The organism is Streptomyces akebiae (assembly GCF_019599145.1).
Lineage (GTDB): Bacteria > Actinomycetota > Actinomycetes > Streptomycetales > Streptomycetaceae > Streptomyces > Streptomyces akebiae.
The window spans coordinates 6,554,153-6,570,880 of the sequence record NZ_CP080647.1 but is presented as its reverse complement, the minus strand read 5'-3'; the positions used below and the strand labels follow the sequence as shown (position 1 = coordinate 6,570,880).

The following is a 16,728-nucleotide window of genomic DNA, read 5'->3' as shown; positions in this document are numbered from 1 at the left end:
CGACCAATACGAGCAGTACGAGCTCTGACGGGTGAAGGATTTACCGGCCTGACCTGGATCCCTAACCTCCCGGCAACAGCTGCCAGCAGGCACGCGCCAGGAGGAGAACCATGGCCAGATCCAGCCACATCGGCACCGGGTACACCGTCGGCCCCGTCATCGGAGCGGCACCCGCGTACCGGCGTCCCGTCCGCCGTCCCCTCACGGCGGCGTTCGCCGCGACCCTCGCGCTCGGCACCCTGGCCGCCTGCGGCGGTGGTGACACCGACGCGCCGAAGGTCGCGGAGAACAAGATCTCGGCGGGTCAGGTGCCGGACTACTACCCGGCGGACTACGCGGACCTGATCGAGGCGGCGCAGAAGGAGGGCGGCAAGCTCACCGTCTACTCCAACCTCGGCGACGAGAACATGGCGCCGATCGTCCGGGACTTCAAGAAGAAGTACGACTTCATCAAGACCGTCTCCGTCAACGAGCTGGACAGCGACGAGCTGTTCCAGAAGACCCTGTCGGAGAACGCCGCCGGTTCCTCCCCGGCGGATGTGCTGATCTCCAGCGCGGCGACCGCGTGGTCGGACTTCTCGGCCCGCGAGGACACGGTCCTGGAGTACAAGTCGCCGGAGCTGAAGGAGCTGGGCGAGAGCGCCGAGCTGCTGCCGAGCGTGTACTCGCTGTCGCAGGACCCGATGACGATCGCGTACAACACGTCGCTGATGGAGACCCCGCCGACCACCCTGACCGACTTCGCCAAGATCGTCACGGAGGACGAGGCCAAGTACAAGAACAAGGTGACGGTCCGCGACCCGGAGGGCTCGTTCGGCTTCACCGTCACGCGCGCGCTCACCGAGGGCAACCCGGAGGCGTGGGAGGACCTGGAGAAGATCCTTCCGCTGACCCGCCCGGAGACCTCCTCCGGCACCCAGCTGGAGAAGATCGTCGCCGGTGAGTACACGGCCGGCTTCCTGATCAGCGCCTCCCCCGCCTACCCGGTCGTCGAGGACAGCGCGGGCCTGGTGAAGATCGTCTTCCCGAAGGACGGCACGGTCGTCCTGCCGCGCGGCATGGGCATCGCCGCCGAGGCGCCGCACCCGGCGACCTCGAAGCTCTTCATGGACTTCGCCCTCTCCGAGGAGGGTCAGCGCGCGGTCGCCGAAGGCGGTCTGGCCTCGTACCGCGACGGGGTGAAGGGCGAGGGCCTGCACACCTACCAGGAGGTCGTGGACGCCGTCGGCGAGGAGAACATCATCCACGTCGAGTACGAGGCGGTCTCCAAGGACGACTCCGAGGCCTGGCTGGAGCGCTTCGACGGACTGCGCAAGTAGGCACGCGAGCACACCCGCGAGCAGACAGCGTCCAGGGACGATCGGAGTCAGAACAGATGTCAACCCTCACCCAGCCGCCGCGCACACCGGCGGACGAGTCACCCGCGGAGACGTTCCAACCACCGCGCTACCGCCGCTTCTTGGGCATCGGACGGGACACGGTCGTCCAGTACGCGGTCCTGGCGTTCCTCGCCGTGCTGGTGCTGGCCCCGATCGTCCCGACGCTCTACCAGAGCATCCGCAACCGCCCGCTCTACGAGGCGGGCGGGGCGTTCACCCTCAGCGGCTACACCGACCTCTTCACCAAGGCGGGCTTCGGTGAAGTCGCCCTGAACACATTGCTGTTCGCCTCGCTGACGACGGTCCTCAGCCTGGCGATCGCCATCCCGATGGCGATCGTGGTGGTCCGCACGAAGCTGCCGGGCGGGCGGCTGATCGCCCTCGCGATGCAGTGGCCGTTCTTCATCTCGTCGCTGATCCTGGGCTTCGGCTGGATCATCATGTACGGCCCGGCCGGTTTCGTCAGCGTCAAGGTGCAGCAGCTCTTCGGCTCGGTGCCGTGGAACCTGTACTCGATCCCCGGCATGGCGCTCACCGAGGCCGTGGCGCTCGCCCCGATCGCGTACGTCTTCTGCGCCAACGCCCTGCGGCAGTCGGACGCCTCGCTGGAGTCCGCCGCGCAGGTCTGCGGGGCCGGCCCCTTCCGGATCCTCGCCCAGGTGGTCGTGCCGCTGCTGCGCCCGCCGATCGTGTACTCGGCGATCCTCGTCTTCTCCGTCTCCATCGAGACGCTGAGCGTGCCGCTGCTGTACGGCCAGCCGGTCAGCATCGACGTCTTCTCGACCTTCCTCTACCACAACGGACTTCAGTCGGTGGACCCCGACTACACGATGCTGGGCGCGGCCTCCACGGTCATCCTCGTGGTCACGCTGAGCCTGGTCGCCGTACAGGCGAAGCTGCTCAAGGACGCGGCGCGGTTCGTGTCCGTGCGCGGCAAGGTCACCCGGCCGCGCAAGCTCGACCTGGGCTGGCTGAAGTGGGTCAGCATCGCGTGCATCTGGTTCTACGTGATCGTGGGCGCCCTCGTCCCGATCGCCGGCCTGGTGATGCGGTCCTTCACGCTCGTCTTCACGCCGCTGCAGTCGCCGTTCAGGACGGTCACGACGAAGAACTACGAGATCGTCTTCGACTCCGACAACTACGTGCAGTCGCTGTACAACAGCATGATCGTGGCCGGGGTCGGCTCGGTGGTCGTGTCCGCCCTCGCCGTGTTCGCGGTGATGGTGGCCCGGCGGTCGACGTTCCGCTTCGGCCGGGCGGTGGAGTACCTGGCCCTGATCCCGCAGTCCCTCCCCGGCATCATCATCGGTATCGGCTTCTTCTGGGCCTTCGCGCTCGCCCCGTTCGGGATGGGCTCCGTCCTCCAGGGCACGATCTACGCCGTCATCATCGCCTTCGGCATGCGGGCCCTGCCCAGCGCGTTCGGCTCGGTCGCCCCGGCGATCATGCAGATCGGCGGTGAGCTGGACAACGCGGCCCGGGTCTCCGGCGCCGACTGGCTGATGACGTTCTTCCGCGTCCTGCGGGCCCTGATCACACCGGCGTTCGCGGGAGCGCTGATCCTCACCTTCGTGATCATGCTCAAGGAGTACTCCCCGGCCGTCTTCCTCTCCTCGGCCGACAACAACATCCTCGGCACCACCATGCTCAGTCTCTGGACGCAGGGCAGGGCCGGATCCGTCGCCGCGCTGGCCACCCTCCAGATCGGCATCACCGCGGTCTTCGTCGCACTCGCTGGACTGCTCATGAAGGGAAAGCACCATGCCTGAGGTGACCGTCAAGAACCTCGCCAAGACGTTCGGCGACAACTCCGTCCTCCGGGACGTCACCTTCACCATCAAGGACGGCGAGTTCTTCACGCTGCTGGGCGCGAGCGGCTGCGGCAAGTCGACGACGCTGAACTGCATCGCGGGTCTGGAACAGCCGACGGAGGGCTCGATCGCGGTCGGCGGCCGGACGTTCGTGGACGCGGGCGCGGGGGTCTTCCTTCCTCCCGAGGAGCGCAACCTCGGCATGGTCTTCCAGTCGTACGCGCTGTGGCCGCACATGACCATCGCGAAGAACCTGGCGCTTCCCCTCAACATCCGCAAGGTTCCCAAGGACAAGCAGAAGACGCTGATCCACGACGCCCTGGACAAGGTCGGCCTGGCCGCGCTCAGCGGCCGCTATCCCCACCAGCTCTCCGGGGGCCAGCAGCAACGCGTCGCCCTGGCACGGGCGTTGGTCTACTCGCCGACGGTCCTGCTCCTCGACGAGCCCCTCTCCAACCTGGACGCCAAGCTCCGCGAGCAGGCCCGCGCCTGGCTCAAGCGGCTCCAGGTGGAGCTGGGCATCACCACCGTCTACGTCACCCACGACCAGGACGAGGCCCTCGCGCTCAGCGACCGGATCGCCGTGATGGAGGGCGGCAACATGATCCAGATCGGCACGCCGCACGAGATCTACGAGAAGCCGGCCGCGCCGGCGGTGGCGGCCTTCGTCGGCCGCTGCAACTTCCTCACCGGCAAGGTGGTGAGCGTGGACGGCACCCGGCACACCGTGCTCCTCGACGCGAGCGGCGAGATCGTACGGGTCGACAGCGACGCACGCGTCCCGACCGGCGACTCCGTCACGGTCGCGGTCCGCCCCGAGCGCCTGGAGGTCGTGGCCTCGGCCGAGACGCCTGCGGGCATGAACCGCCTCGACACCCAGGTCATCACCAGCTCCTACGTCGGCTCCCGCTACGAGTACGACGTCCGCCTCGGCGACCAGGTGGTGCAGGTGCTCAGCTCCAACGGCGGCCTGGCGGGCGAGGTGGCCCTGGTCTTCGACCCGGGGCACGCGCTCCTGTACGCGGACAAGGTCGAACTGCCGGAGGACCAGCGGGACTTGCTGACGGTGACGTCGTAGCCGCCTGCTCCGTGCTTCGCTGCCGGACCCCCGCAGCGAAGCACGGAGCGAGGCTGCCCGACGCCTCCGTTGCCTGCCCGGTCGTCGCCGCGTGAAGCTGTGGCCATGAGAATCGGCGCGACACTGCTCACGTTGTCCCTCGCCCCGTTGCTGGCCTGCGTCCTGGTGTTCGCTGTCTGGCTGCCCCGGGACAGGGATCGCTACGAGGCGTACTGGGCGGCCGTGCCCTGCGCCGCCGAGGTCCCGGCGGCGGCGTGGGAGGACTGTCTACGGACGGTCTCCTTCACCGTCGACAGCACGCGGAACAAAGCGGGCAGAACCAGCAGTTACCTGGCGACCCTCTCCGGTTCGCCCTTCTGGAACGGGACCGTGTCGTTCGGCGACCCGGACCCACTGCTGGAGCGCCTGCGGCCGGGGGACCGGATCACCGGGACCGTCTGGCGCGGGGATGTCACCGTGCTCAGCCAAGGAGACGTGTCGCAGAGCACCTCCGAGGAACCGCGCGACGAACGTCAGATGACGGCCGCGATCGGCACGTTCGCGGGTCTGCTGGGGGCCCTGGGGATCTGGCTCGGCGCGATGCGGCTGACCGGCCCCCGCGACCGCGAGCACCGCACCTGGGCCGAGTACGGCAAGCCCCTGCTCATCGCACTGCTCGTCGCGTGCTTCGGCCTGGGGCTGCCGTCCGTGTGGCTCGGCCTCCCGTGGTGGCTGGTGCCCGCCGTCGTCGTCCCCGTCATGGTGTACACGTCCTGGCAGCTCCACCGGCACCGCGTCGCTTCGGCGGTCGGCGCTCCGGGAGGCGCTTGACCAGCGCCGGCCAGCGCGGCAGGTCGATCTCCACCAGCACCGTCTTGCCGGGCGGGACGCGGTCCTGGACCTCCCAGCGGTCGGCGACGGCGTCGACGAGGATCAGACCCCGGCCCGATTCGGCCAGGGGCCGGGGCGGCGGTACGGCGCCGGGGGTCGGTGGCAGGCGTTCGGCGCGGGTGTCGGTGACCTCGATGCGGAGGGAGCCGGTGGGCAGGGAGAGGCGGAGTTCGAAGTCCCGGCCCGGGACGCGGCCGTGCGTCACCGCGTTGGCCGCCAGCTCCGCCACGACCACCGCCGCCCGCTCCGACGCCTCCGAACCGTAGCGGATGCCCCAGGCGTGCAGCTGTTTCAGGGCCACGTGTCTCGCCGAGCGGGCGCCCAGCGGGGTCGAGCTGAAGCGTCGCGTGAACGTCGGTGCCGTGAGCGTGTGTCGCGCGGCGGGCGGTGCGGTCATGTTCGCCAATGTGACCTGCGAGGAAGCCCGTTCGCCAGCTCCACGCCGCGTACGCCGCGTGAGCGTACGCGGTTACGCACTGGACGGTACTGGTGACGTGCCGTGACCATGGGCGTTGAACGGTGTGGTTCGGTGGGCGGGTGCGCGGGAGGTGGCCGATGGTGGCCGACAGCGACGGCGTGGTGGGGATGGGCGGGATCGGCGGGGGTGGCGAGCCGGAGTCGTCCGACAGTCTGCGGACGTTCGGGGCGATGGTCCAGGCGTTGCGGGAACACGCGGGGCTGAGCCGGGAGGAGTTGGCCGAGGTCATCGGTTACTCCAAGCACATGGTGGCGTCGGTGGAACTGGGGAGGAGGATGCCGGACGCGGCGTTCGTGGAGGGGGTGGATCGGGCACTGGGCGGTACGGGTGCGCTGCTTGCGGCGGCTCAGCATCTGGGGCGCCAGCCTGGGTTGGCGGCTTGGTTCCGGAAGTGGGCGCGGTTGGAGGCCACGGCTATCGCCCTGTACACGTACGAGTGCCGGATGGTGCCGGGCCTGTTGCAGACGGAGGCATACGCAAGGGCGCTGTTCAGCGATCGGCTGCCGCTGCTGGACGACGCCCAGATCGAGGAGCACTGGGCCGCTCGGGCAGATCGCCAACGCCTGCTGCGGGAACGGCCCAATACGGCGTACAGCTTCATCCTGGAGGAGCAACTGTTCCTCCGGCACACGGGCGGCGCAGGGGTCACGCGTGAACTCCTCGACCACCTGCTGGACATCGTCCAGTTGCGCAACGTCGAAATCCAGATCATGCCCCTGGTGCAGGAGTCGCACGCCGGGCTGGCGGGGCCCGTCCAACTGCTCGAAACCCCGGAAAACCGCTGGTTCGCCTACTGCGAGGGACAGCGCGGTGGCCTGCTTGTTTCCGACGCGAAAGAGATCAGCGTCCTCCAGAGCCGATATGCCAGGATGCGTTCACAGGCTCTCACCATCCCGGACTCTGTGAGCCTGTTGCAGCGGATGCGAGGGGATCTATGAGCGCCGACGACCTGGCTTGGTTCAAGTCCAGCTACAGCAGCAGCGGGGACGGCGACTGTGTAGAAGTAGCCGCCGCCCCCTCTGCCGTCCACGTCCGCGATTCGAAGAACGCGGCCGGCCCTCAGCTCACCCTCTCCCCCGGGGCCTGGGCCGACTTCATCCCGTACGCCTCCCGGGGCTGATCCCGCGCCGGCGCATCCACCACACCAGCCCGCCGCCCACGGCGGCCAGTGCTGCCGCGAGTGCGGCGAAGAGGCCGACCGGGGTGTTCGAGCCGGTGTCGGCGAGGTCTCCGCCCGGGGGCTTCGGCTTGTCGCCGGTGTCGCCGGGGCCCGGGTCCTGTGACGGCGTCGGGTCCGGCTTGCCCGGGTCGGTGGGCTTGTCGGTCGGGGTCGGGTCGGGGTCCTGGGTCGGCGGCGGCTCGGGGGTGTCACCACCACCGGAGCCGGTCACCTTGCCGCCGCCGAGATAGAGCGTGTCGGTGTCCCGGTACGACGTGTCGTCGGACTTCCGGGAGTTGACGGTGGTGTGGTCGAGGTCCCGGTTCTCGACGTTGAACTGTGTGCGGGTGATGTTCCGCTTGGGCTGCTTGGAGAAGTCCACGCCGCCGACGATGTAGACCCGGACGCCCTGCGCGGTGTCCACGTCGTACGTGAACTCGCCCTCGGTGTAGATCTTCCGGTACTTGCGGAACAGCTCGTCCTTGTCCCAGTTCTGGTTCGGGGCGCGCAGCGGCCACGCCTCGACGTCGTCGCTGTTGATGATCGACCGGAAGTCGGTCGGGTTCTTCGCGTCCTGCTGGCGGATGTACTCGGCGGCGACCCGCGAGGTGTAGACGCGGCGCAGGTCGGCGTAGTGCGGGGCCGTGTTGATCTGCTTCTCGACCTCGGGGACGATCATCGAGTCGATGACCGCCTGGGCGGCGGCGATCTCGGCGTCGTTCGGGTCGCAGATCGGCTCGCCCGGACCCTCGGTGACGGTCTCCTGCGCGGTCGACTTCAGGGCCAGCGGGGCGTCGAGGATGTAGATGCCGCCGTCCTGCTCGCGCACCTGCGCGGGCTTGGGCTCGATCCAGTTCCGCAGGCCCGGCATGCACGGGTTGCCGTTCTGCTTGGGCAGGGCCGCCCAGTACCGCCTGCCGAGGTCGGTCTTGGGGTCCATGGCCTTGTAGAAGTCGTGCTTCATCCGGAGGTCGGCTTCGAGCAGGATGCGACCGGCGTCGGTGGAGGCGAACTTGGAGTCCATGACACGGTCGGGCTCGTCCGGGTTGAGGTTGACCCAGAACTTGTCCGGCGTCAGCGCGAGCCAGGTGAACATCGCGTCGGAGGCGAGCTGCATCTTGGCCTCGCCGCCCCAGCCGGGGTTGGTGTCCGGGTCGGGCATCTGGTCGGCGCGCATGCTGTACTGCATGCCCTTGCCCTTGCCGAGGCCGCCGACGTACCGCAGTTCGAGGCTGGTGAAGTCGATGCCGCCCGGGCCTCCCCTGGGGAGGGTGCCCCGGGTGTCGAGGCGGCGGGCCTCGGCCTGGATCTGCTTGGCCTCCTCCAGGGTGCGGCCGGAGCCGAGGGCGCGCTGGTTGGCCGGGCCCCGGGTGCCGCAGCTGTTGGCGGAGGCGGCCATGGTCTGTGTGCCGCCGGTCTGGCAGCCGGGGGCGAACCAGCGCTGGTGGTCGGAGTAGCCCGGGATGGGGGTGGTGCGCGCGACCGGGTTGTAGAGGCGCTGGTTGCCGCGAACCTGGTTGGGCTTGCCGCGCTCGCGTTCGAGTTCGCGGTTGAAGTCGTCGATCGACGCCTGCTGGCCGGCGGTGAACTTCTTCGCGCCGGTGTAGCGGAAGGTGTGGTCCTTCAGCGAGCGGGCGACGACCCGGTCCTTGGCGAGCTGGTCGGCCCTCGGCTTGGAGTCCGACTTGAACTCGTTGAACTCCTTGGTGCGCCGGTTGTAGGCGTCGTAGCGGCGTTCGCCGACCTTGTTGCCCTCGGCGTCGAAGAGCTCGACGTAGACCTCGCACAGCCAGTCGGGGCCGATGAGCTTGTAGTCCCGTACGAGTTTCGCCTCGAAGCCGGCGCCCTTCCGCAGGTTGGTCTGGTTACGGATGTAGATCTTGTCGAACCACTGCTTGAACGGCTTCTTCTTGCCGGTGTTCAGCCAGCGGGCGTAGATCTCCATGGCGCGGTCGGCGGGCTTGCCGGAGGCGTCGGCGATCTTCCGCCAGGCCTTGTAGTTCTTCTCCGTGTCGCCCGGCACCTGGGAACGGGCCTTCGCCTCCTCCTCCGGCGTGGGGGTCGTGAGCCCGTCGTACGCCTGGCCGGGGAGGTCGAACTCGAAGTTCGTCGGCAGGTTGTCGGCCTTGTGGAAGTTGCCGAGCGGGCTGTTGGGGAGCCCGGAGTTCGCCGGGGTCCTGGTGGCGGCCGGCAGGCCGTTGCGGACGTCGCAGCGGCGCTTGTCGTAGCCGGGCTTGAGTTTGGCGGAGACGGCCGGTCCGGCGGCGGCGGTGTCGTCGACGGGTAGGCCGGGCAGGCCGGTCAGGGTGACGGCGGCGGCCAGACCCGCGGCGGCCGTGAAGCGTGCTGTGAGCCGCCACCGTCCGGGTATCTGGAGAGCTCGATTAAAGATGACGTCTTCCCTCGTTGTGGGGGGCACTGAGGGGGTGTGGGTGGCGCGCGAGGCCCCCGTGACGTGTACGCGCCGCGGCTCACCCTAGAGCCGTAAGTCGGCGTCATCAGGGGATTGTTGGCGTTAAACGGCGTTGGTGGTGTTGTCAACGGAGCATCAATTGTGAGCGAAGAGTGGGTAGTTGATGTCGCCCACGACACCGCCACTCGAAGGGCGCCTTGTCAGGGGCGTTCCCCCCGCCCATCGAGCGGCTGCACCGGGCACCACAGGGGCCTCACAGGACTCTCACACGACCCGGCGGCCGATGGACGACAGGGCCTAGAGCGAGCCGAGGAACTCGATCGCCCGGCGGGTCAGGAGCGCGGCGGCGTCGGCGTCATAGGACGGCAGCGAGGCGTCCGCGAACAGGTGCTGGTCGCCGGGGTAGAGGAACAGCTCCGCGTCGGCGCGAGCGGAGACGAGGTCGCGGGCGGCGTCGATGTCCTCGACGAAGAACGGGTCGGACTCCTTGGCGTGCACCTGCACCGGCACACCGTCGGGCCATGCGGCGCCGAACTCCGAGACGGGGATGCAGGCATCGAACAGGAGCGCGCCCCGCGCGCCCGCCCGCGTCTGCGCCAGCTTCTGCGCGGGCACCACGCCGAGCGAGAAGCCGGCGTACACGGCGTCCCGCGGCAGCGGTTCGGCCGCGCGGACACCGCGCTCGGTGATCTCGCCGAACCCGACCTGCCCCACGTAGCCCATGCCCTCCTCGATGGAGCCGAACGTCCGCCCCTCGAAGAGGTCGGGTGTGTGGACGGTGTGGCCCGCCACGCGGAGTTCGTCGGCGAAGGCGACGACTCCGGAGGTCAGCCCCTGCGAGTGATGGAACAGTATGACCGCTGTCATGCCCCGGCCCCTTGCCTCGTGTTGCCCCGTGAGTGGCGAATGATCCGCCACCCTAGGACGGCCCACTGACATCCGCGGTCGGCCGCACCGGGAGCACGGTCGCCCACCGTGTGGGCGACCCGTCAGCCTTCGACGAAGTACAGCTCCTCCATCGTCGACGTGGCGAACTCGGTGTGCCGTACGCGGAAGGCCGTGGTGTGGAGCTGCCGGCGCCCCCAGGGGTCGGACTCGGCCAGGGCCAAGGCGGCGAGGTCGGCCCAGGGGATGTCGGCCGGGTCCTCCTCGTCGAGGCCGAGGTCCGCCAGCTTCTCGGCGGGGATGCCGAGGGCGGAGGCGACGGCGGCCGGATCGCCGGTCACCTCGAACGGCTCGTCCCCGGCCCAGCCCGCTGCGTGGAACATGGTTCCGTCGGGCAGCCAGACGAGGTCCTCGGTGTGGGAGGCCCCGCCGTGGAAGTCGACACGGCCGACGATGCGTGCGTCCGGGTACCACTCACGCAGCGAACGCGCCTCGGACAGCAGCGGATTGTCGTCGCCGGCGTCGGCCAGCGCCGGGTCGCTGAAGCCGAGGACGTGGCCCCACACGGCGGCCTGTACGACGTCCAGGTCGGTCCGCACGTACGGGTAGGGCACGTCCAGGACGGGCCGGGGGCCGAGGTCCTCCAGGACCTCGTCGACGGTGCCGAAGGAGGCGGCGAACTCGGCTGCCCGGGCGGGGTCGTTGGCCGGGAGCGTGCCCGCGTCCACGTCGAACGGCGGGAGGAGGACGGTGAGGTTGCAGTGGCCCATGGAGCCGCGCACCACACGGTCGGGCGGGAGGGTCCAGAAGCTGTCGTCGGTCATGCGGGCCACCGTAGAGGGTGTGACGGGGGTGCTTCGGGGGTGCTGTGCCAGGATGCGGTGAATGAGCACCGACAAGCTCACCGAGTGGACCGTCGAACCCAGGGGTGACCCGGCATGATCGGAACCGTGTTCCGGAGCGATGACGTGCCCGCGGAGCATCGGTTCGACTACTGGCGGGAGTTGATGCACCGGGCGATCGCGCCCAGCGAGATGCGCTGCGAGTTCGCCGACGACTTCTGGGCGCGGCAGCGGCTGATGGAGCTGGGTCCGGTGATGGTGTGGCCGACGGCGCATCTGGTGACCGGGTTCCGGCGTACCGAGAAACTGGTGCGGCAGTCCGACCCGGAGATGTACCACCTGTCGCTGGTGCTCGGCGGCGGGCTGGGGTTCGAACATGTGGGCCGGACCGAGGCGTACGGCCCGAGCGACCTGTGGCTGAGCGACTCGTCACGGCCGTACGAGGTGCACGCGCCGGCCGGGCTGGGCCGTCAGGTGATCTGGGGGGTGGGACTGGACTTCCCCAAGGCACTGCTGCCCCTGCCGCCGGCCCGCATCCAGCAGTTACTGGGGCGACGACTGGCGGCGAGGGAAGGGGTGGGCGCGCTGCTGACCGGGTTCCTCAGCGGTCTGGAGCAGCAGGCCGACGCCCTCCAGCCGTCCGACGCGCCACGCCTGGGCACCGTCCTGGTGGACCTGCTGTCCGCCTGGTTCGCCCAGGCGCTGGAGGCGGAGGACGCGCTGCCACCGGAGACGCGGCAGCGGGCGCTGACGACGCGTGTACGGGCGTTCATCCGGCAGAACCTGCACGACCCGGAGCTGACACCGCCGGTGATAGCGGCGGCGCATCACATCTCGCTGAGCTATCTGCACCGGATCTTCCAGGAGGACACTCCGGGCGAGACGGTCGCGGCCTGGATCCGCGCCCAGCGCCTCGAAGGCGCCCGCCGCGACCTGGCGGACCCCGCCCTCAGCTCCACACCCGTCCACACCATCGCCACCCGCTGGGGCCTGGTCCGCGCGTCCGACTTCACGCGGGCGTTCCGGAGCGTGTACGGGGTGTCGCCGACGGACTACCGCGCACAGGCATTCTCCGCGGGCGAGCCGAAAGAGCCACAGCGAACCGGATGAGGGCATGAGGGCACGAAGGCTCGTCCCCCGGGCCGCGGCCACGGCGGCGAGCTGGTCACGGACTGCGGCGGGCACGCGGATCATGACATCGGACACGCGGAGGGTATACGTGACGTATACAGCCCTGGCCGCCGAAGCGCCGCCCCGCGTGCCCTCTCCGTCAACTCCTGCTAGAACGCGCTCAGCCCGTAGCGGGCCAGCACCCAGTGCACCGGCTGGAAGAACGTCCGGTACTGGCTCTGCGCGCTGTTGCAGGACGCGTCCTTCGGAGTGTTGGTCGCGGAGGCTATGCCGAGCGCGTCGGTTCCCGCCCACAGGGGACCGCCGCTGTCTCCGGGTTTGGCGCAGTGCGAGGTCTCGATCATGTTCTTCATGACCTTGCCGCTGGGGAAAGTGAAGGTCACGCTCGGGTTGATCACCTGGCCCACCAGGTCGCTGCTGACGGCGCCGGCGCGCTTGACGGACTCACCGTCATCGGGGTACCGGGAGTCGGTGATCTCGTACGTGGCGCCGGCCGCCCGGACCGCCCCGTAGGCGGCGACGTCGTCGTTGACGTACTCGATGACGGCGTAGTCCTTCTCGACCTCGCCGAAGTCCCACCATTCCGTGCGCTCACCGAAGTAGATGCCGCCGGCCTCCCGGTGCCAGAACTCCTCCTCGTCGCTGCTCGCGCAGTGCCCGGCGGTGACGAAGTACCTCTTCCCCGAGGAGTCACGGACGTTGAACCCAAGGGTGCAGTAAGTGGGGCCGTACGGCGCCACGATGCCGATGCCGCCGAGGGACTCGTAGGCGGTCTCCTTGATCCCGCCGGGCAGCTCCTCGACACGCACCTTGTCGCCGTAGTCCGCGACGAGGTCGGTGAGGCGCTTCCGGTCGGCGGCGGAGACACCGTCGAAGACCGACACGGTCACCTGGTTCGTGCTCGGGTCGACGCCCCAGGCCGTGTTGGGGATCGGATCGGTGTCGGCGATCCGCCGGTCGAGGGCGGTGCGGACGGAGTTCAGCTCGTCGGTGCTGTGCTCGACGACCTCGGCGGTACCGCCCTGGGCACGGACGGTCCGCGCAGCGGCCTCGTCCGTGACGGCTACGACGAGCCGCCCGTCGCCGTCGTAGAAGGTGCCGCCGGTACGGTCGGCACCTATCGACGCGACCAGCGCTCTCACCCGGGCCGGTCCGGCCGTCGGGGCCGGGTCCGGGGACGGAGCCGCGTGCGCGGTCGGCGCGGCCAGCACCGCGAACAGGCTGAAGATCGCCACCGTCATCGACGTTCGGGGGGTCGTCGGCAGTCTTCGCATGGGCGCGTCTCCATGAGTTCCGTGGACAGGGAGCACGGTGGGGTGGATCACCGCGCACGGAAGCAGCATGCGCCGTGAGTGACGGCGATGTCGTTGGTGGAGGGTCCACAGACGTCTTGCCTCTACGTCCACTCCTGCTCACATGAGCCGTGCCCTGACCGGACACCTCGCGGGCCGGGGAGGCCGCGTGCCGCTCAACAGACCGTGCCGGTACCGGAGTGGACGCAGTGACAAGCAGCCGCAGGACTCAGCGATAACGACAACTTCGGCCCTCGCCCCGCATTCTGGTCATTCTCGTACCCCGAGCGGACTCGTCCTTTCTCCGTCCGCCCCTTGATCCAGTGATCCAGGAGATGCTCATGTCCCGTGCTCCGAAGGCAGCGCGAAGAATCGCCGCGGCGGTTCTCGCACTCGGTTCCGTCCTGCTCCTGTCCCCGTCTCCGGCTCAGGCCGCGGGGTGGGAGGAGCTGAAGAACGACCATTCCCGGAAGTGTCTGGCGATTCCCCACGGCAGTGGCAGCAGCACCGCCCATCCGATCCAATGGACCTGCAGTGGCGACACCGAACAGCAGTGGGAGCTGCGTCACGTGCGGGACGAGTGGTACCAGCTCGCCAACCGGGCCACCGGTGAGTGCCTCATCGGCACTGCCGCCGGCACCCAGCCCACTCAGTACACCTGTACCGAATCCCCGTGGCACCTCTGGAAGCGCGACAGCATCAACCGGCTGCGCAGCTACGCCAACGACGAGGACAACTGCCTCGCCGTCCCCAACTCCAGCACCGCCAACGGAGTCGAGGTGATCATGTGGCCCTGCAGCTTGAACCACGACCAGCGTTGGCTCTGATCAGCCGCGTTCCCGCGTCAAGAGCCGTTTGACCAGCGGCAGCAACGCGCCCGTGGACGCGTGGCTGATGACGGCGGCGGAACGGCCGTGATCCAGTCGGGCCGGCGCGGTCCCTTGGCCCCGCAACGTCCGTCCCGGCCTGCGACGGCCTTGATCGTCATCAGCGAGGAGCCCATGCTCACCTCTCATTTCTCCCGTACCGAGTGGTGGATCGCCGCCGCCGTGGCCGGGGTCGCCCTGGCCGTGGCGATCGCGTCGCTGGTCCCCGCGAGGAAGGACTGGTGGAAGGCCGTCCTGCCCGTCCTGGGGGTGGCCGTCATCGTGGGGCTGAGCGCTCCGTCCGAGGAGGCCGACGGGGACCCCATAGCCCTGCCGCTGTTCACCGCCACCGCGCTGGGCCTGGCGCTCATGCGGGTCGTCTTCGCCGGTCACATCAAGCGCCAGCAGGAGCGGGCGCGTTCGGGCCAACCGTGGGAGAGACTGACCACCAGGCAGAAAGTGGTCTTCTTCCTCACCTTCACCGCGGTCGTGGCACTCATGGCCCGCTTTCTGTGAGAGATCGGGTCAGAGATCGATAGGAGACGCACACCTTGGGCACTCTGTGGATCACCGCCGCCGTGGCCGTCGTCGCCCTCGCGGTGGTGTTCGCGTCCCTGTTTCCCAGTACGCGCAGGGGCAAGTGGGAGGCGGTGCTGCTAGTCCTGGCCGTGGCCGCCTACGCGGCCCTGCGGGCGCTGCCCGAGGACGAGAACGGGGAGTCCCGCATGGCCCTGCTGGTGTTCATCGCCGTCGCGATCTACTTCACCCTCATGCGCGTCAGCTTCATCGGATGGTTCAAGCGCCAGGAGGAGCTGGTCCGTCTGGGCCGCCCCGTCGAGAAGCTGAAGGCCAGGCACTACGCGTTTTTCATCCTCGGCCTCGCGGTGAGCATGGCCGTCGTGATCCCTCTGCGGTGAGCCGCCGCGCCCTCCCGCCTCCGCGACGGAAGCTCTCATAGAAGTTTTGCTAGATTGGGTGTGTGAGTGACCACATCTACGGGCCCGGCGAGGGCCCGACCAGGTCCGTCTCGGTCTCCGTGCACGAGGGCACCATCGCCGCCCTCCGCTCCCGCGTCGGCAAGCGCGGCATCTCCGCCTACGTGGAGGCCGCGATCCAGCGGCAGATCGAGCGGGACCAGCTCGACGAACTCATCGCCGCGAACGAGGAGATGCACGGCCCCCTCACCCAGGAGGAGATCAACGCTGCCGAGCGCGAGATGTTCGGCGGAGGCCAGGACGACCGGGCGGTGGCGTGAGCGGCACCTGGGTTCTCGACAGTGAGGCCCTGTCCCTGTATTTGCGAGCCGACCGGACGATGACCGCACGGCTCGCCGCCGCCCGTAAGCGGGACGTCCGGGTGGTCACCAGCGCGGCGACCATCGTCGAAGCCGACCCACAAGGCGCACACACCGCCCGCCTGGCCTGGGCCGTCTCCCGGCTCGTGGTGGAGCCGGTCACCAAGGACACCGCCAAAGAGGCTCTCGCACGAATGAAGGACAGCGGCAGGACCGGCGGACACAAGTACGCCCTGGACGCGATCGTCGCCGCCACCGCCCGCGCGGCACAGCCCCCTGTGACCGTCCTGACCTCCGACCTCGACGATCTCAAGCCGCTCTGCGGCAAGCAGGTCGAGGTCCGGCAGGTCTGACCCGGGCGGCGGGCCGGGCGTCACTCCCCCGGCCCGCCGCCCGGGCGTCACGCCGCGTGCTCCACGAACCGCCGTGCCGTCTGCGCGAGCAGTTCGCGGCCGTCGCCCGCCCACAGGTCGTCGTTGAAGAGTTCGACCTCGATGGGGCCTGTGTAGCCGGCCGCCTCGACGTAGGACTTCCACTCGCGCATGTCGATCGCGCCGTCGCCGATCTGGCCCCGGCCGGTCAGGACGCCCTGGGGCAGCGGGGTGATCCAGTCGGCGAGCTGGAAGGTGTGGATGCGGCCCGAGGCGCCCGCGCGGGCGATCGCCGCCGGGGCCGTGTCGTCCCACCAGATGTGGTAGGTGTCCACGGTCACGCCCACCTGCTCCGCCGGGAAGCGCTCCGCGATGTCCAGGGCCTGCGACAGCGTCGACACCACGCAGCGGTCCGAGGCGAACATGGGGTGGAGGGGTTCGATGGCCAGACGGACGCCGTTCGACGCCGCGTACGGGCCCAGCTCCGCCAGGGCGTCCGCGATGCGCTCCCGCGCTCCGTACAGGTCCTTCGAACCCGCCGGGAGGCCGCCCGAGACCAGGACCAGTGTGTCCGTGCCGAGCGTCGCCGCCTCGTCGATCGCCTTGCGGTTGTCGGCCAGGGCCGCCGCCCGCTCGGTCGGGTCGATGGCCGTGAAGAACCCGCCCCGGCAGAGGGTCGTGACCGCGAGGCCCGCGTCGCGGACCAGCTTGGCGGTGGCGTCCAGGCCGTGCGCCGCCACCGGCTCGCGCCACAGACCGACGCCCGTGATGCCCAACTCCACGCAACCGGCGACCAGTTCGGGCATCGACAGCTGCTTGACCGTCATCTGGTTGATGGAGAAGCGGGACAGATCTCCGA

18 protein-coding genes are annotated in these 16,728 nt (G+C 69.4%); 12 read left to right on the top strand and 6 right to left on the bottom strand.

Annotated features, from left to right (window positions below; genetic code table 11):
• Positions 1–110 precede the first annotated feature (110 nt).
• The 4 genes from K1J60_RS28370 to K1J60_RS28355 all read left to right on the top strand — a co-directional run bounded on the left by K1J60_RS28370 (position 111) and on the right by K1J60_RS28355 (position 5,078).
• Entirely contained in the window at positions 111–1,319 is a 1,209-nt protein-coding gene (locus K1J60_RS28370) for an ABC transporter substrate-binding protein (RefSeq protein WP_220648671.1), read from the top strand.
• 56 nt (positions 1,320–1,375) lie between these two features.
• Positions 1,376–3,148, top strand: coding sequence for an ABC transporter permease (locus tag K1J60_RS28365; protein WP_220648670.1), 1,773 nt, complete (start codon positions 1,376–1,378; stop codon positions 3,146–3,148).
• Positions 3,141–4,268 (top strand): ABC transporter ATP-binding protein, encoded by a 1,128-nt coding sequence (locus tag K1J60_RS28360; RefSeq protein WP_220648669.1) that lies wholly within the window; start codon positions 3,141–3,143, stop codon positions 4,266–4,268. The genes K1J60_RS28365 and K1J60_RS28360 overlap by 8 nt, the downstream gene beginning before the upstream one ends.
• Before the next feature lie 105 nt (positions 4,269–4,373).
• The gene (locus K1J60_RS28355) at positions 4,374–5,078 is read left to right on the top strand and encodes a hypothetical protein (RefSeq protein ID WP_220648668.1); all 705 of its coding nucleotides are present in this window, start codon (positions 4,374–4,376) and stop codon (positions 5,076–5,078) included.
• Here K1J60_RS28355 and K1J60_RS28350 read toward each other — a convergent pair.
• Positions 5,005–5,535, bottom strand: a complete 531-nt coding sequence (locus K1J60_RS28350) for an ATP-binding protein (protein WP_220648667.1) — start codon at positions 5,533–5,535, stop codon at positions 5,005–5,007. The genes K1J60_RS28355 and K1J60_RS28350 overlap by 74 nt on opposite strands.
• 158 nt (positions 5,536–5,693) lie before the next feature.
• Between K1J60_RS28350 and K1J60_RS28345 the strand changes: the two genes are divergently transcribed.
• Both K1J60_RS28345 and K1J60_RS28340 read left to right on the top strand, forming a co-directional pair.
• Entirely contained in the window at positions 5,694–6,554 is an 861-nt protein-coding gene (locus tag K1J60_RS28345; protein WP_220648666.1) for a helix-turn-helix domain-containing protein, read from the top strand.
• A complete protein-coding gene (locus tag K1J60_RS28340; protein ID WP_220648665.1) occupies positions 6,551–6,736 on the top strand; it encodes a DUF397 domain-containing protein in 186 nt (61 codons plus the stop codon). Before K1J60_RS28345 ends, K1J60_RS28340 begins: the two co-directional genes overlap by 4 nt.
• On the opposite strand, the gene K1J60_RS28335 is transcribed toward K1J60_RS28340, so the two are convergent.
• The 3 genes from K1J60_RS28335 to K1J60_RS28325 all read right to left on the bottom strand — a co-directional run bounded on the left by K1J60_RS28335 (position 6,711) and on the right by K1J60_RS28325 (position 10,897).
• Positions 6,711–9,194, bottom strand: coding sequence for a hypothetical protein (locus K1J60_RS28335; protein ID WP_220648664.1), 2,484 nt, complete (start codon positions 9,192–9,194; stop codon positions 6,711–6,713). The genes K1J60_RS28340 and K1J60_RS28335 overlap by 26 nt on opposite strands.
• Positions 9,195–9,485: 291 nt before the next feature.
• On the bottom strand, positions 9,486–10,055 hold the full coding sequence (locus K1J60_RS28330) for a dienelactone hydrolase family protein (RefSeq protein ID WP_220648663.1): 570 nt from the start codon (positions 10,053–10,055) through the stop codon (positions 9,486–9,488).
• Between the two features lie 122 nt (positions 10,056–10,177).
• Positions 10,178–10,897: a DUF6333 family protein gene (locus K1J60_RS28325; RefSeq protein WP_259407956.1), complete on the bottom strand. Its 720-nt coding sequence runs from the start codon at positions 10,895–10,897 to the stop codon at positions 10,178–10,180.
• 114 nt (positions 10,898–11,011) lie between these two features.
• Here K1J60_RS28325 and K1J60_RS28320 point away from each other — a divergent pair, with 114 nt between their 5' ends.
• On the top strand, positions 11,012–12,025 hold the full coding sequence (locus K1J60_RS28320; protein ID WP_220648661.1) for a helix-turn-helix domain-containing protein: 1,014 nt from the start codon (positions 11,012–11,014) through the stop codon (positions 12,023–12,025).
• A 170-nt stretch (positions 12,026–12,195) separates the two neighbouring features.
• Here the strand turns inward: K1J60_RS28320 and K1J60_RS28315 are convergent, their stop codons facing one another.
• Positions 12,196–13,320, bottom strand: a complete 1,125-nt coding sequence (locus K1J60_RS28315) for a S1 family peptidase (RefSeq protein WP_220648660.1) — start codon at positions 13,318–13,320, stop codon at positions 12,196–12,198.
• A gap of 359 nt (positions 13,321–13,679) precedes the next feature.
• Between K1J60_RS28315 and K1J60_RS28310 the strand changes: the two genes are divergently transcribed.
• The 5 genes from K1J60_RS28310 to K1J60_RS28290 all read left to right on the top strand — a co-directional run bounded on the left by K1J60_RS28310 (position 13,680) and on the right by K1J60_RS28290 (position 15,851).
• Positions 13,680–14,165 carry an RICIN domain-containing protein gene (locus tag K1J60_RS28310; protein ID WP_220648659.1) on the top strand — a complete coding sequence of 162 codons (486 nt, stop codon included), beginning with the start codon at positions 13,680–13,682 and terminating at the stop codon, positions 14,163–14,165.
• Between the two features lie 174 nt (positions 14,166–14,339).
• Positions 14,340–14,720 carry a hypothetical protein gene (locus K1J60_RS28305; protein ID WP_220648658.1) on the top strand — a complete coding sequence of 127 codons (381 nt, stop codon included), beginning with the start codon at positions 14,340–14,342 and terminating at the stop codon, positions 14,718–14,720.
• Positions 14,721–14,755: 35 nt separating this feature from the next.
• Positions 14,756–15,121, top strand: a complete 366-nt coding sequence (locus tag K1J60_RS28300; protein ID WP_220648657.1) for a hypothetical protein — start codon at positions 14,756–14,758, stop codon at positions 15,119–15,121.
• Positions 15,122–15,183: 62 nt separating this feature from the next.
• Positions 15,184–15,459: a hypothetical protein gene (locus tag K1J60_RS28295; protein ID WP_220648656.1), complete on the top strand. Its 276-nt coding sequence runs from the start codon at positions 15,184–15,186 to the stop codon at positions 15,457–15,459.
• Positions 15,456–15,851: a DNA-binding protein gene (locus K1J60_RS28290; protein WP_220648655.1), complete on the top strand. Its 396-nt coding sequence runs from the start codon at positions 15,456–15,458 to the stop codon at positions 15,849–15,851. Before K1J60_RS28295 ends, K1J60_RS28290 begins: the two co-directional genes overlap by 4 nt.
• 47 nt (positions 15,852–15,898) lie before the next feature.
• Here K1J60_RS28290 and K1J60_RS28285 read toward each other — a convergent pair whose 3' ends face one another.
• Positions 15,899–16,696 carry a sugar phosphate isomerase/epimerase family protein gene (locus tag K1J60_RS28285; RefSeq protein WP_220651739.1) on the bottom strand — a complete coding sequence of 266 codons (798 nt, stop codon included), beginning with the start codon at positions 16,694–16,696 and terminating at the stop codon, positions 15,899–15,901.
• Between the last annotated feature and the right edge of the window lie 32 nt (positions 16,697–16,728).

What these genes read in the sequence shown, in the direction of transcription:
- K1J60_RS28350 (WP_220648667.1), bottom strand. Translation starts at nt 5,535, where the DNA reads ATGACCGCACCGCCCGCCGCGCGACACACGCTCACGGCACCGACGTTC.
- K1J60_RS28340 (WP_220648665.1), top strand. Translation starts at nt 6,551, where the DNA reads ATGAGCGCCGACGACCTGGCTTGGTTCAAGTCCAGCTACAGCAGCAGC.
- K1J60_RS28360 (WP_220648669.1), top strand. Translation starts at nt 3,141, where the DNA reads ATGCCTGAGGTGACCGTCAAGAACCTCGCCAAGACGTTCGGCGACAAC.
- K1J60_RS28315 (WP_220648660.1), bottom strand. Translation starts at nt 13,320, where the DNA reads ATGCGAAGACTGCCGACGACCCCCCGAACGTCGATGACGGTGGCGATC.
- K1J60_RS28320 (WP_220648661.1), top strand. Translation starts at nt 11,012, where the DNA reads ATGATCGGAACCGTGTTCCGGAGCGATGACGTGCCCGCGGAGCATCGG.
- K1J60_RS28370 (WP_220648671.1), top strand. Translation starts at nt 111, where the DNA reads ATGGCCAGATCCAGCCACATCGGCACCGGGTACACCGTCGGCCCCGTC.
- K1J60_RS28365 (WP_220648670.1), top strand. Translation starts at nt 1,376, where the DNA reads ATGTCAACCCTCACCCAGCCGCCGCGCACACCGGCGGACGAGTCACCC.
- K1J60_RS28345 (WP_220648666.1), top strand. Translation starts at nt 5,694, where the DNA reads ATGGTGGCCGACAGCGACGGCGTGGTGGGGATGGGCGGGATCGGCGGG.
- K1J60_RS28355 (WP_220648668.1), top strand. Translation starts at nt 4,374, where the DNA reads ATGAGAATCGGCGCGACACTGCTCACGTTGTCCCTCGCCCCGTTGCTG.
- K1J60_RS28310 (WP_220648659.1), top strand. Translation starts at nt 13,680, where the DNA reads ATGTCCCGTGCTCCGAAGGCAGCGCGAAGAATCGCCGCGGCGGTTCTC.
- K1J60_RS28305 (WP_220648658.1), top strand. Translation starts at nt 14,340, where the DNA reads ATGCTCACCTCTCATTTCTCCCGTACCGAGTGGTGGATCGCCGCCGCC.
- K1J60_RS28285 (WP_220651739.1), bottom strand. Translation starts at nt 16,696, where the DNA reads ATGACGGTCAAGCAGCTGTCGATGCCCGAACTGGTCGCCGGTTGCGTG.
- K1J60_RS28325 (WP_259407956.1), bottom strand. Translation starts at nt 10,897, where the DNA reads ATGACCGACGACAGCTTCTGGACCCTCCCGCCCGACCGTGTGGTGCGC.
- K1J60_RS28330 (WP_220648663.1), bottom strand. Translation starts at nt 10,055, where the DNA reads ATGACAGCGGTCATACTGTTCCATCACTCGCAGGGGCTGACCTCCGGA.